The organism is Rhizobium sp. Leaf262 (assembly GCF_001422245.1).
In the GTDB taxonomy this organism is placed as follows: Bacteria; Pseudomonadota; Alphaproteobacteria; order Rhizobiales; family Rhizobiaceae; genus Agrobacterium.
Genome location: NZ_LMMM01000005.1, coordinates 64,552 through 77,617, shown reverse-complemented (window position 1 = coordinate 77,617; position 13,066 = coordinate 64,552). Strand labels below are relative to the sequence as shown.

The 13,066-nt window shown below is 57.9% G+C and carries 12 protein-coding genes; 8 read left to right on the top strand and 4 right to left on the bottom strand.

What is annotated here, in order from left to right; genetic code table 11:
- Positions 1–109 precede the first annotated feature (109 nt).
- From ASF29_RS07485 to ASF29_RS07475, 3 genes are all read left to right on the top strand, one after another.
- Entirely contained in the window at positions 110–1,903 is a 1,794-nt protein-coding gene (locus tag ASF29_RS07485; RefSeq protein ID WP_062450027.1) for an acetolactate synthase 3 large subunit, read from the top strand.
- 19 nt (positions 1,904–1,922) lie between these two features.
- Entirely contained in the window at positions 1,923–2,495 is a 573-nt protein-coding gene (gene ilvN / locus ASF29_RS07480; protein WP_045228882.1) for an acetolactate synthase small subunit, read from the top strand.
- 92 nt (positions 2,496–2,587) lie between these two features.
- Complete coding sequence (locus tag ASF29_RS07475) at positions 2,588–2,911, top strand: hypothetical protein (RefSeq protein WP_082453414.1); 324 nt, start codon at positions 2,588–2,590, stop codon at positions 2,909–2,911.
- A 74-nt stretch (positions 2,912–2,985) separates the two neighbouring features.
- On the opposite strand, the gene ASF29_RS07470 is transcribed toward ASF29_RS07475, so the two are convergent.
- Positions 2,986–3,831 carry an aldo/keto reductase gene (locus ASF29_RS07470; RefSeq protein ID WP_062450025.1) on the bottom strand — a complete coding sequence of 282 codons (846 nt, stop codon included), beginning with the start codon at positions 3,829–3,831 and terminating at the stop codon, positions 2,986–2,988.
- Between the two features lie 191 nt (positions 3,832–4,022).
- A complete protein-coding gene (locus ASF29_RS07465; RefSeq protein ID WP_062450024.1) occupies positions 4,023–5,969 on the bottom strand; it encodes a methyl-accepting chemotaxis protein in 1,947 nt (648 codons plus the stop codon).
- 322 nt (positions 5,970–6,291) lie between these two features.
- Between ASF29_RS07465 and ASF29_RS07460 the strand changes: the two genes are divergently transcribed.
- Complete coding sequence (locus ASF29_RS07460) at positions 6,292–7,419, top strand: ATP-dependent RecD-like DNA helicase (protein ID WP_062450023.1); 1,128 nt, start codon at positions 6,292–6,294, stop codon at positions 7,417–7,419.
- Between the two features lie 60 nt (positions 7,420–7,479).
- Here ASF29_RS07460 and ASF29_RS07455 read toward each other — a convergent pair whose 3' ends face one another.
- Complete coding sequence (locus ASF29_RS07455; RefSeq protein WP_244473507.1) at positions 7,480–8,352, bottom strand: MerR family transcriptional regulator; 873 nt, start codon at positions 8,350–8,352, stop codon at positions 7,480–7,482.
- 146 nt (positions 8,353–8,498) lie between these two features.
- On the opposite strand from ASF29_RS07455, the gene ASF29_RS07450 reads away from it, so the two are divergent.
- Both ASF29_RS07450 and ASF29_RS07445 read left to right on the top strand, forming a co-directional pair.
- Positions 8,499–9,254, top strand: a complete 756-nt coding sequence (locus ASF29_RS07450; protein WP_062450022.1) for a pyridoxine 5'-phosphate synthase — start codon at positions 8,499–8,501, stop codon at positions 9,252–9,254.
- 78 nt (positions 9,255–9,332) lie between these two features.
- The gene (locus ASF29_RS07445; RefSeq protein ID WP_062450021.1) at positions 9,333–10,598 is read left to right on the top strand and encodes an NAD(P)/FAD-dependent oxidoreductase; all 1,266 of its coding nucleotides are present in this window, start codon (positions 9,333–9,335) and stop codon (positions 10,596–10,598) included.
- Positions 10,599–10,780: 182 nt separating this feature from the next.
- Here ASF29_RS07445 and ASF29_RS07440 read toward each other — a convergent pair whose 3' ends face one another.
- Positions 10,781–11,671, bottom strand: a complete 891-nt coding sequence (locus ASF29_RS07440; RefSeq protein WP_156462567.1) for an NmrA family NAD(P)-binding protein — start codon at positions 11,669–11,671, stop codon at positions 10,781–10,783.
- A gap of 134 nt (positions 11,672–11,805) precedes the next feature.
- Between ASF29_RS07440 and ASF29_RS07435 the strand changes: the two genes are divergently transcribed.
- Complete coding sequence (locus ASF29_RS07435; RefSeq protein ID WP_062450019.1) at positions 11,806–12,213, top strand: helix-turn-helix domain-containing protein; 408 nt, start codon at positions 11,806–11,808, stop codon at positions 12,211–12,213.
- A gap of 165 nt (positions 12,214–12,378) precedes the next feature.
- The gene (locus tag ASF29_RS07430; protein ID WP_062450018.1) at positions 12,379–13,035 is read left to right on the top strand and encodes a TetR/AcrR family transcriptional regulator; all 657 of its coding nucleotides are present in this window, start codon (positions 12,379–12,381) and stop codon (positions 13,033–13,035) included.
- Positions 13,036–13,066: the final 31 nt, after the last annotated feature.

Below are 13,066 nucleotides of genomic sequence, written 5' to 3'. Positions count from 1 at the left end.
CGAAAGCACCCATGCGCTGAACGAGGCTCCTCAAAGGGGCCTTTTTTTATGTCTTCACTCGGGCCAATGGCCCCGCGATATCCAAAGCCAAATCGGGATGGAACAGGCAATGACGGATAAGGACAATACGGACAACAGCAACACCATGACGGGCGCGGAAATCGTTCTGCGCGCGTTGAAGGATAACGGCGTCGAGCATATTTTCGGCTATCCCGGTGGTGCGGTTCTTCCGATTTATGACGAGATTTTCCAGCAGGACGATATCCAGCACATCCTCGTTCGCCACGAACAGGGTGCAGGCCACGCCGCCGAAGGTTATGCCCGCTCCACCGGTAAGGTCGGCGTCATGCTCGTCACCTCCGGCCCCGGCGCCACCAATGCCGTTACGCCTCTGCAGGACGCCTTGATGGACAGCATTCCGCTCGTCTGCATTTCCGGTCAGGTTCCAACCTCGCTCATCGGATCCGATGCATTTCAGGAATGCGATACCGTTGGCATCACGCGCCCCTGCACCAAGCACAACTGGCTGGTCAAGGACGTCAACGAACTGGCTGGCATCATCCATGAAGCCTTCCGCATTGCCCAGACGGGTCGTCCCGGTCCTGTCGTAGTCGATGTTCCCAAGGACATTCAGTTTGCGACCGGCACCTACACGCCGCCATCTGCTGCCATTCAGCAGAAGAGCTACAAGCCGAAGGTTCAGGGCGATATCAACGCCGTTCATGCGGCTATCGAGCTGATGTCGAAGGCCAAGCGCCCGATCCTTTATACCGGCGGTGGCGTCATCAACTCCGGCCCGGAAGCCACGCGTCTGCTGCGCGAACTGGTCGAACTCACCGATTTCCCGATCACCTCGACCTTGATGGGCCTGGGTTGCTACCCGGCATCCGGCAAGAACTGGCTGGGCATGCTGGGCATGCACGGTTCTTACGAAGCCAATATGGCGATGCATGATTGCGACGTCATGGTCTGTGTCGGTGCGCGTTTCGATGACCGTATTACCGGCCGTCTGAATGCCTTTGCTCCGAATTCCAAGAAAATCCACATCGATATCGATCCGTCTTCGATCAACAAGAATGTCCGCGTCGATGTTCCCATCGTTGGCGATGTCGGTCGTGTCTTGGAAGATATGGTTCGTTTGTGGCGGGCTCTGCCGAAGCGTCCTGAAAAGGCGCAGACGGAAGAGTGGCATCAGCAGATCGACCGCTGGCGCGCGCGCAAATCTTTCGCCTACAAGAACTCCAACGATGTCATCATGCCGCAATACGCCATTCAGCGTCTGTATGAGGCATCGAAGGGTCGCGAGACCTACATCACGACGGAAGTCGGACAGCACCAGATGTGGGCGGCGCAGTTCTTCGGTTTCGAAGAGCCGAACCGCTGGATGACATCGGGCGGTCTCGGCACCATGGGGTATGGTCTGCCTGCTGCCATCGGCGTTCAGGTCGCGCATCCGGAGGCACTGGTCATCGACATCGCCGGTGACGCCTCGATCCAGATGTGCATTCAGGAAATGTCCTGCGCCATCCAGTATAATCTGCCGGTCAAGATCTTCATCCTGAACAACCAGTATATGGGCATGGTGCGCCAGTGGCAGCAGCTGCTGCACGGCAACCGCCTGTCCAACTCCTATACGGAAGCGATGCCCGATTTCGTCAAGCTGGCGGAAGCCTATGGCGGCGTTGGCATGTATTGCGACGACCCGAAGGAATTGGACGACAAGATTGCCGAGATGATCGCAGTCGACAAGCCCGTCATCTTCGATTGCCGCGTCGCCAATCTCGCCAACTGCTTCCCGATGATCCCATCAGGCAAGGCGCATAACGAGATGCTGTTGCCGGATGAAGCCACCGACGAAGCCGTTGCAAACGCCATCGACGCCAAGGGCCGTCAGCTCGTCTGATTGGGAGAGGAACACGGATATGAACGCACACCTACAGCCTACCGGTTCGGCCTACTTCATTCAGAAGGAAACGGAAACCGTCGAAAACCACACACTATCGGTCCTCGTCGCCAATGAGCCGGGCGTTCTCGCCCGCGTCATCGGCCTGTTTTCCGGTCGTGGCTATAACATCGAAAGCCTGACCGTTTCGGAAACGGAACACGAATCGCACCTGTCGCGCATCACCATCGTCACGCGCGGCACGCCGGGCGTGCTGGAACAGATCAAGGCGCAGCTGGAACGCATCGTTCCGGTTCACCGCGTCGTAGACCTCACCGTCCGCGCCCGCCAGAACGGCCAGGACCGCCCCATTGAGCGCGAAGTCGCGCTCATCAAGGTGGCAGGACGCGGCGAAGACCGTGCCGAGACCCTGCGTCTGGCCGATGCTTTCCACGCCAAGGTGGTGGATGCGACGTTGGAACATTTCATCTTCGAAATTACCGGGAAGTCCTCGAAGATCGACCAGTTCCTGACGATCATCAAGCCGCTCGGCCTCATCGAAGTCTGCCGCACAGGTATCGCAGCGATGAACCGCGGTCCGCAGGGGATGTGATTTCCGTCACACGATCGATTTTGAATGCCCGTGCTTGATCACGGGCATTTTCTTTTACGGATTTCAACGATTTATTCCATCAAGGTTTTGGCATGTCGAGACGTTTAAGGCAGTTGGATCAAGCGTTGTTCTGGCGAAGCTACCTGCTGACTGTCGGCTTCCTGATGTTTTCCGGTGCCAGCATCGTGGGCTACGCGGCGTGGGCGGGATCGCTTGAGCTGGAGTGGCTCGGCATATGCGCGACGTCTGCCGTTATCCTCGTCGGTGCTTTGCTTTTCGGTTTCGGCATCTTCGGCCGCAGCTCCAAAATGGAGGGCTGGGCCGATGTTGCGTCAACGCATGAGGCGGCCATCATCCTTGTCGTCATCAGCTATCCGGTGTATCTCATTCTCAAGCTGTTTTACCGCCCGCGCTGACGGTGGACGATCTACGATGACAGATTCAAGTCCTTGAGATTTTGAGTCTGCAGAATGGCTCAAGTTATTGAAAATCAAAGCATATCCAGTGAGGCTTTCTTCGATGGGGGCGGGAAGACGGCGTCGAGTGCGCTCCAGTCCTCTTCGGTGATGTCCAATTCTATGGCACCATGATTTTCAATCACGCGGTCCGGGTTGGCGCTTTTCGGTATCGCCATTACGCCGTCGCGTTCCAGCAGAAATGCCAGGGCCACCTGCGCCGGTGTGGCCTGATAGGCCTTGGCCACGCGGATCAGCTCGTGATTGGAGAGAATGCGTCCCTGTTCGATGGGAGAGTAGGCCATGACGGGGACACCTCGGCTTTGGCACCATGGCAGAAGATCGTATTCCGGGCCGCGACGGGAGAGATTATAGAGGACCTGATTGGCAGCGCATTTGTCGCCACCGGGGACTAAAAAAAGCTCGTCCATATCGTCCGTATCGAAGTTCGAGACGCCCCAGTCGAGAATTTTACCCTCGGCCTTCAATGTCTCGAATGCACCGACTGTATCTTCAAGCGGGTGGGAGCCTCGCCAGTGCAGAAGGTACAGGTCGAGACGATCCGTCCCCAACCTTTTCAGGCTGCGCTCGCAGGCTTCGATCGTGCCTCTGGCGCTTGCGTTGAAGGGATAGACCTTGCTGACGAGGAAGGCGTCATCGCGCAGGGACGCGAGTGCTTCGCCGACGATTTCCTCGGAACGGCCATCCGCATACATCTCTGCCGTATCGACCACTGTCATGCCAAGCTCCATCGCCTTGCGGATGCTGGCAATTTCCTGCGCTGCGGCAGCGCCCGACTCGCCCATGTTCCAGGTGCCGATGCCAAGGGCGGGAATGGACTTGCCGGAGGGCAGGGTGACGGTTGGAATGTCGTCGAACATGCGGCTTCTCCCTTTTGTCTGTCGCCACCATAAACCAATCAGTTGGCAGGTCGATCCATCAAAACATACGGCTTACCTCTTGGGGTCGATATCGTCGCGCGGTCGGCATGCAAAACGTCTTCCGAGCTTTGACGCAAAAAAAGAGCCCATGGTTTCCCATGGGCTCCGGTTTTCTCGATTGTTCGATGGGATCAGAATTCTTCCCAGGACTTGTCGGCTGTGGCTGCTGCCGCGCCACCGCCGAAGGCTCCGGCCACCTTGCGCATCAACTGGCGGGTAGGGGACGCAACCGGTGCGGAAGCTGCAGTCGCGACCTGTACGGGGCGGCCTGAAGATGAGCCGTTGCCGAGGTTGAACTGCGTGATCAACTGGTTCAACGCAGCGGCTTCCTTCGCAAGACTATGGCTGGCAGCGGTAGACTGCTCGACCATGGCAGCGTTTTGCTGTGTGCCCTGATCCATCGTGTTGACGGCAGAGTTGATTTCCTGGATGCCCACCGACTGTTCGCGTGCGGACTCGACGATGGCGTTGACGTGCTGGTTGATGTGCTGCACTTCCGAGACGATAACTTCCAGCGCCTTGCCGGTATTGCCGACGAGTTCGACACCGGAGCGAACCTGATCGCCGGACGTGACGATCAATGTCTTGATTTCCTTGGCGGCGGTTGCCGAGCGCTGGGCGAGTTCACGCACTTCCTGTGCAACGACCGCAAAGCCCTTACCGGCTTCGCCGGCGCGTGCGGCTTCGACGCCAGCGTTCAGGGCCAGCAGGTTGGTCTGGAAGGCAATTTCGTCGATCACGCCGATGATATTGGAAATCTCACTGGAAGACTTCTCGATCTGCTGCATGGCGATAACGGCATCGCGAACGACCTGGCCGGAATGTTCGGCACTCATGCGCGTCTTCGTCACCAGCGCGCCAACCTCTTCGGCCCGCTTGGCGGAATCGCGAACGGTGGTGGCGATCTGCTCGAGAGCGGCTGCCGTTTCCTCGACGGAAGCCGCCTGCTGTTCGGTGCGCTTGGAAAGATCGTCAGCGGCAGAGCGGATCTCGTTTGCGCCGGCGTCGATGCCGCGCGCATTCTTGCCAACGGAGACCAGCGCCTCGTTCAGTCGACCGACAGAGTTATTGAAATCGGTTCTCAGCCTGTCGAGGTGCGGGACGAAGGCTGCGTTCAGACGGTGGGCGACGTTGCCGTCCGCCAGTTGTCCAAGGCCCTGAGCCAGAGCGTCGACAGCGAACTGGATGTCGGCGGCTTCCCTGGCCTTCTGAAGCTCGCGCTCCTGATGTTCCTTCTCGCTCATGCTGCGGTTGGCTTCCGCCTCACGCTCCATCTGGATCTTGGCGATGGCATTTTCCTTGAAGACCTGAACGGCCTCGGCCATCTGGCCGATCTCGTCCTTGCGGCCGACACCGGGAACGTCGAGCTGCGTTTCGCCGCCAGCAAGGCGCTTCATGGCGCTGGTCATGGCGATCAGAGGTTTTGCGATGCCAGAGCCGATGACGAGACCCGCAATCAGGGCAATAACCACGGCGGCAGCCAGGCTGCTCCAGATCATGGTGATTGCGGACGCGATCGATGCTTCGTTTTCAGCTGTGCGCTTGGCAAGCAATGTGCGTTCGTCTGACTGAACGTCCTTGATGAAGCCGCGCAGACTGTCGAAATACGTTTTGCCCTGCGATGCGTCGAGCTTGGCGTTCATGTCGCCAACGGTCGTCGTATCCGGCAAATCGCCACGGGCTTTGATCTGTGGCTCGGCAAATATCTTCTGCCAGTCGCCGATCGCCTTTTCGATCTTGTCCAGACGCCCCACCTGCGTCGGATTGTCACTGACCATGGCTTTGAGGTCGGTTATCGTCTTGTAGATCGTCTGTTCGCCCTGGCGGTAAGGCTGGAGGAAATCCTGCTTGCCGGTGATGATGAAACCGCGCATGCCGGTTTCCATATCGACGGCGGATGCGGTAATTGCGTCGGTCTTCTGCAAGACCTGGTTGGTATGATCCACCCAGCCGTTGCTTTGAACCATGGACGCAATACTCGTCAGCGCAATAGCACCGATGGCGATGGCCAGTACGACAGGCGCAGATGTTCCTGCGACGACTTTCGCTTTTGTTGACAGATTCTGAAAAGAAAACATGTGTTACCCGACCCCTTAGTCAAAGATAATGCATTGGAATAGGCATGGCGTGTCGCCGAACAACGTGTTCTTGTTATCGGGGTTTTCTTTGAGAAAGCCGTCGTGTCGTTCTGGGTCGTTTCATGATGAAGGTGAGATATCCCTAATATCTCACCCGCACAAAAGTGGATGTTATTGTAAACGAATTGATCATTAGTTAAAATTTTAACGGTTGTTTTTAATAATCAGTATTTGCTGAAATGACGGCGGGTCATATCCGTCTTTATTCCTCTTTCGTTCTTTTTCAGTTGCGCGAGGCGCTCGAATCCTGCGAAGAGAACGCATGCAATTTTCACCGCAACAGGATGAAGCCCTCAAGGCTGTTTCGCGCTGGTTGAAGGAAGGCCGGACGCCGGTTTTCCGGCTGTTTGGCTATGCCGGAACTGGCAAGACCACGCTTGCCAAGCATTTTGCGGAAAATGTTGATGGCGATGTGCTGTTTGCAGCCTTCACCGGCAAGGCAGCGCAGGTCTTGCGTTCCCGCGGGGCGTCGAACGCGCGGACTATTCACTCTCTTATTTATCGCCCACGCGGAGAAGAGGCCGTTGAGGACGAGGAAACGGGCAAGACCTCCATCTCGCCCATGTTTTCCATCAACCGCCAAAGTCCGCTCGCGAAAGCCGCGCTGATCATCATCGATGAATGTTCGATGGTTGACGAGGCGCTCGGTCGCGACCTGATGAGCTTCGGTACGCCCATTCTGGTTCTGGGCGACCCGGGTCAGTTGCCGCCCGTGTCTGGCGGCGGCTTCTTTACGGAGCAGGAGCCGGACTATCTTCTGTCTGAAATCCACCGGCAGGCCAAGGACAACCCGATCATCCAGCTTGCCATGGATGTGCGTGAGGGCAAGGAAATCATGCGCGGCGATTACGGCGCGGCGCAGGTCATTTCGAAAAACGAGGTGACGCAAGGGTTGGTGCTGGATGCCGATCAGGTTCTGGTCGGAACAAACCGCACGCGGCGTCGCTATAATCAACGCCTGCGGGAGCTAAAAGGCTTCACAGCCGATTATCCTCAATCCGGCGACAAGCTCGTCTGCCTTCGCAACGACCCTGCGAAGGGGCTGCTCAACGGTTCCCTATGGCAGGTCATGAGCTCCTCGCGGGAGACCGTCAAGCCGGGCATCAACCTGATGATTCGTCCAGAAGACGACGATATGGATCGCGGTGCCGCGAAGATCAAACTGCTCAAGGCTGCGTTCGAAGAATCGGAAACGGAAATTCCGTGGACGACGCGTAAGCGCTACGATGAATTCGATTACGGCTATGCGCTCACCGTGCACAAGTCGCAGGGCTCGCAGTGGAACAACGTCGTCCTGTTCGATGAGAGTTTTGCATTTCGCGACTCGCGCGAACGCTGGCTTTACACGGCGATTACCCGTGCTGCGGAGACCTTGACGATCGTTCGCTGACAACAAGACGCCCGATGCAAGGTTATTGCACCGGGCGCAAGTTGGGGAGGGAAGGGAGTGTCAGTCGTTGGGCTGCGTGTCTCTATCCTGGCGGATGATGCCCATCATGAAAGCCTTGGCAACAGCCTGGAAACGATTGCTGGCGCACATCTTCTCCATGACTTTTGTTTCCAGAGCCTCGACATCGGGTGTGGAAACGCCGAGTGTGCGGGCCAGTCTGACGGGAGCGTAGCCTTCCGCCATCAACTCCAGACACTTGCGTTCCTGAGCGCTCAACTCGACCTGAACGTCTGTGCTGCTGTCGTCCTCAGCGTCTGTATGGTTGTCGTTGTTGGCCAGAATGTCGCTGATCTGCTGGATTTGGCGGCGCACGGTCGATATCTCGCCCGCCAGCTCGCTTTTTCTTGAGTTCAGAACGGTCTGGAATATGGCGTCCGCTTCGATCTGAGAAGGCGCATCGGCCAGCTGCTGCATCACATCCTGGATCGTTGCGACGGGAATGCCGATCTCCCGGCAAAAGTTGACAACGGCCATGCGACGCACGTCCTGATGCGAATAGATGCGCATGAGGCCCGCACGGCGTGAGGAGATGATGGATTTCTCTTCATAGAAATGAAGAGTACGGTGAGTGACGCCGAACATATTGGCCATGTCGGCGATGGCAACCGGTTCAGGCGGGATGTGCGAGGGCAATGGGACGTCAGGAAGAAACCCAATTCTGGAGACGGTGCCGGTCTCGCGATTCGAGGACCTCTTGGTCTCTTCGGTCTCGCGCATCGGTTTTGCCCTCCAGCGGGCCTCGTTTCTCGCATTGGCGGAACCAGACCTAGTCGCAGGACCATTGTCCTTCAGAAGGTCGTTTATGCCTGCCTCGACGACAGCGTTTGAGCGCGTTTTAAGTTGTGTTTCCGAAAAGTAATAATCGTTCGCCATAAAAAATCCCCGAGCCGCAATCGGCGGTACAATGCAAATGGCCGGATTTGGTTCCACGGGTTTCGAATTATTTTTTGAAAGGTGCTTGCGAGTGAGGAAATAGTGGGGGAAACAGGGTCTTCGTATCTCTAAAAAACGGTCAGATCATGCCAGCCAAACTCTCCGTCAACCTCAATGCCATCGCCATGCTTCGCAATCGTCGCGACCTGCCTTGGCCGGATGTTGCGCATTTTGGCCGCATTGCCCTACAGGCTGGTGCCAGTGGTCTGACGGTGCATCCACGACCCGATCAGCGCCACATACGCTTCTCCGACCTGCCCGTTCTGCGGGCGCTGATCGATGATGAGTTTCCGCAGGCCGAGTTCAACATCGAAGGTTATCCTTCGGAGGATTTTTTGCTGTTGTGCGAGGAAACCCAACCCGAGCAGGTGACGCTGGTGCCTGATGATCCCACGCAGGCCACGTCCGATCACGGGTGGAATTTTCGCCAGCATTCGGTCTTGCTGAAAGAAACGGTAACGCGGCTGAAGGCAGGTGGCGTGCGCGTATCGCTGTTTGCCGATGGCGATGGCGACGCGGAGGCCGTGCGACTGGCGGCTGAAACCGGTGCGGCGCGTATCGAGCTTTACACCGGTCCCTATGGCGGTTGTTTCGATAATCCGCAAAAAGCTGCTGCCTTGCTCGATAAGCTTGGAGAGACAGCCGATCACGCCAAGAATCTGGGGCTGGACGTTAACGCTGGCCATGATCTGACGGTCGCCAATCTGCCCGCGCTGATCCGCCGTATTCCCTATCTCGCTGAGACATCCATCGGTCACGGGCTGACGGCGGATGCCATGGAGTATGGAATGGCGGAGACGGTACGGCGTTTTTGTCGCGCCTGCGGTCAGCCTATTTCATAACTATCGTCAATTTTTGCCTTTATATTGTGAGCCGCGCACCAAATGCGCGGCTTATTGATTTGAGAAAGGCATTTTTCCATGCAGGAGCATCACGTTGTCGTCGTTGGGGGAGGCTTCGGCGGACTGCAGGTCGTTCGTGGGCTGAAAGGCGCGCCGGTTCGCATCACCTTGATCGACCGCCGCAATCACCATCTGTTTCAACCGCTGCTTTATCAAGTGGCGACCACGGCGCTGGCCACCTCGGAAATCGCATGGCCCATTCGGCGGCTGTATCGGGACAGGCCGGAAGTGACCACGCTGCTTTCGGAAGTCGGTGGCGTTGATAGGCAAAGCCGTACAGTTATCCTGAAATCCGGCGAGACGATTCCGTTCGATACGCTGGTTCTGGCCACTGGCGCACGGCACGCCTATTTCGGCAATGATGCCTGGGAAAAGCATGCGCCGGGCTTAAAGACGCTGGAAGACGCCACCACCATCCGCCGTCGCCTGCTGCTTGCCTTCGAGCGTGCCGAACTGGCAAAAACGGAAGAAGAAAAACAGGCATTCCTGACCTTCGTTGTCATCGGCGCTGGTCCGACCGGTGTTGAAATGGCGGGTATGATTGCCGAACTGGCGCATAAAACGCTGCCGCCGGAGTTCCGTAATGTCGATACCCGCAAGACCCGTGTTCTGCTGGTGGAAGCCGGGCCGAGAGTGCTGCCTGCCTTTACCGAAGACCTCTCGTCGTACAGCAAGACGGCGTTGGAAAAGCTTGGCGTCGACGTGCTGCTCGGCACACCCGTTTCCGCCTGCACCGATGATGGCGTGACGGTGGGTGACACGCATTTTCCTGCCAAGACGATTGTCTGGGCTGCCGGTGTGCAGGCATCACCCGCCGCGCAATGGCTTGGCATTTCGGCAGACAGGGCAGGGCGCGCGGAAGTGACACCGCAACTGAACATTCCCGATGACGAGCGGATTTTCGTGATTGGTGATACGGCGCTGGTCAAGCAGGCCGATGGCAAGCCCGTGCCGGGCGTCGCCCCAGCCGCCAAGCAGCAGGGCAACTATGTCGCCCGCGTCATCAAGGCGCAGCTTGCAGGCCAGCCCATGTCAGCCCCGTTCCACTACCGCCACCAGGGCAACCTTGCCACCATCGGCAAGCGGGCGGCTGTTATCGATTTCGGTAAGTTCAAACTGACCGGTGTTCTGGCCTGGTGGATCTGGGGCCTCGCCCACATCTACTTCCTTATCGGCACCCGATCCCGCCTTGCCGTGGCCTGGAGCTGGCTGTGGATCTACCTCAGCGGCCACCACAGCGCGCGGCTGATTACGCAGAAAGAAACGTTGAAGGACGAGGCGTAAGGTTTAGGCCGTCGCAGGGTTTTGGATGGAGGGCGAAACCTTTCCTCCGTCACCCTCGGGCCTGTCCCGAGGGTCTGCCCACGGTCAATGTTGGGATTCATTAGACCCTCGGCACAAGGCCGAGGGTGACGTCTTGTATGTGGGGCGTCACGCCAAAGGTGCCGACGCCGCCCCTTTCTGTATCAGGCCGACAGCAACTTCGCCTTGTTGGCCTCGAAGAACGCTTCGCTCGTCTGAGGCTTTTCGCCCGTCAGCGTCTCGTAATCACTGGTGACGAGGTCGAAATTGCCCGCAGCGATGTTTGCATCCGCCGATGCGAGCATGGCGGCGACGAAGCCGGGGAGGCCAGCGCCTTCGATGCCCTTCTGCAAATCAGCAGGCGATACCTTGATGACGGCGAGCGGCTTGTCGGCGGCGTGGGAGACGACGGCGGCGATTTCATCGGCGCTCTCCGACTGCGGGCCCGTGACGGTGTAGGTCTTGTTTTCGGCCTTGCCCTTGGCAAGAGCGGCTGCTGCGGCGCGGGCGCAGTCATCGCGGGAGATATTGGAGACCTTGCCGTCAGCCATGGCGGTGAACCATTGGCCGCTCTGCAGATTGTGCGGCATGCCATGCAGGTAGTTGTCGTAATACCAGGCGTTGCGAATGATGGTGTAAGGCACGCCGCTGGCCTTGATGGCTTGCTCGGTGCCGAGATGATCTGGCGCGAAGGTGACGAGCGATTTGTCCGGGTTGGGCATGGAGGTGTAGGCGAGGTGCTTCACGCCAGCCTTGACGGCGGCTTCGACAGCGGCCTTGTGCTGTGTCAGACGCTGGCCCGGAATGGCAAGGGCATCTGTGGAAATGAGGAGGGCGGTGTCGATGCCAGCGAAAGCAGCGGCGAGCGAAGCTGCGTCATCGAAATCGGCCTTGCGGGTTTCCACGCCCTTTGCGGCAAGGGCGGAAAGCTTGGCGGTATCGCGGCTGGCGGCGACGATGTCGGATGCGGCAACGTCGTAGGTTTCCAGAAGGTGGCGGATGACGGCCTGACCGAGTTGGCCGGAAGCGCCGGTTACGAGAATTTTGCTCATCACATATGTCCTTTTCCGCATCCGTTGAAAGCCGATGCTTTGCTAGTCTCAAAAAGAGAGTAAGGCTAAAATAGGAATTGACTGCATGATGTAAAGAAGGCATTTTTCCTGCCATACGTTACCAAAAGGGAACCACTATGAGCGCGACAATTTCAAGGCTGAAGCCGACGGCTTCTGCTCCAGCGCCCGATTTCGCCAATCTGGATTTCGGCAATTGCCCGGTACGCGACCTGCTCAACCATATCGGCGGCAAATGGTCGACCCTCCTGTTGCAAGCCTTGGCGGAGAAGCCTTATCGCTTCGGGGAACTGCGCCGTATGGTGCCGGATATTTCCCAGCGCATGCTGACCCAAACCCTTCGTGACCTTCAACGCGATGGTTACATTCACCGCGAGGTTTTTCCCACCAAGCCGCCGAGCGTAGAATATAGCATGACGCCGTTAGGGCGCTCGCTCTATCGCCCGCTCTCGGAGGTGATCAACTGGGCGCTGGAAAACCACGATGCGGTCAAGGTTGCACGCCAGCGTTTTGAGGCTGAGACCTGATAGCCGTTCACCTATGATCCGCAGCCATTTTCGCTGACGCTCATATTGCGCCGCGTCAATTCGTAGCTCTTCGTCAAAAAAACTCTTGACCCTTTTCACCGCTCCCCTTAAACAACACTCGAACCGTACCGTACGGTACATAACGTCTCAGGTGGAGTGGACAAGGTGGGGACCGATCCGATCACAGCGCAGGAATTTTCGCCGCGTCAGAACGCCGTTCTGGAGCAGGCTTTGCGTCTTCTGGTCGAGGGCGGAGAAAAAGCGCTGACGACATCGGGCTTGGCGCGCGCTGCCAACTGTTCCAAGGAAAGCCTCTACAAGTGGTTCGGCGATCGCGATGGCTTGCTGGCCGCGATGATCACTTTTCAGCAGAGCAAGGTCCGTACTTTCGAAAAGGCAGGGGACCGCGTTTCTGCGCCGCAGCTGACCGACCACCTTGAAGTCTTTGCCCATGATTTGCTGGATGTTCTGGCGGGCGATGTTTCGCTTGCGCTGAACCGTCTCGCCATCGGGCAGGCCAGCCGGGATGGCTCGAAGCTGGGCAACCTGCTTCTGGAGCGTGGTCGCCGTCAGATCGATAAGCGGGCGCGGGGTCTCATCGAAGCCGGTCGCCGCTCCGGTTATCTGCGCTTCGATGATCTTGAAGACGCCTATCGCAGTTTTTATGGCCTGATCGTATCCGACCTGCATGTGCGCATGCTGTTGGGTGAAGCGCAGCAGGCAAAGGATTTTTCCGCCCGGGCACGTAAGGCCGTTTCGGCCTTTCTCACGCTCTACGGCACGGAGAAGGTACATTCGGAAACTGGTGGAAAGGTCGCCTGAGTTCCGGTCTCAACACCATCATCTATCCAAG

Excerpts from the sequence above, each read along its gene's own strand:
- ASF29_RS07465 (WP_062450024.1), bottom strand. The coding sequence starts at position 5,969 with ATGTTTTCTTTTCAGAATCTGTCAACAAAAGCGAAAGTCGTCGCAGGA.
- ASF29_RS07445 (WP_062450021.1), top strand. The coding sequence starts at position 9,333 with ATGCAGGAGCATCACGTTGTCGTCGTTGGGGGAGGCTTCGGCGGACTG.
- ASF29_RS07485 (WP_062450027.1), top strand. The coding sequence starts at position 110 with ATGACGGATAAGGACAATACGGACAACAGCAACACCATGACGGGCGCG.
- ASF29_RS07475 (WP_082453414.1), top strand. The coding sequence starts at position 2,588 with ATGTCGAGACGTTTAAGGCAGTTGGATCAAGCGTTGTTCTGGCGAAGC.
- ASF29_RS07450 (WP_062450022.1), top strand. The coding sequence starts at position 8,499 with ATGCCAGCCAAACTCTCCGTCAACCTCAATGCCATCGCCATGCTTCGC.
- ASF29_RS07455 (WP_244473507.1), bottom strand. The coding sequence starts at position 8,352 with ATGGCGAACGATTATTACTTTTCGGAAACACAACTTAAAACGCGCTCA.
- ASF29_RS07460 (WP_062450023.1), top strand. The coding sequence starts at position 6,292 with ATGCAATTTTCACCGCAACAGGATGAAGCCCTCAAGGCTGTTTCGCGC.
- ilvN (WP_045228882.1), top strand. The coding sequence starts at position 1,923 with ATGAACGCACACCTACAGCCTACCGGTTCGGCCTACTTCATTCAGAAG.
- ASF29_RS07470 (WP_062450025.1), bottom strand. The coding sequence starts at position 3,831 with ATGTTCGACGACATTCCAACCGTCACCCTGCCCTCCGGCAAGTCCATT.
- ASF29_RS07435 (WP_062450019.1), top strand. The coding sequence starts at position 11,806 with ATGAGCGCGACAATTTCAAGGCTGAAGCCGACGGCTTCTGCTCCAGCG.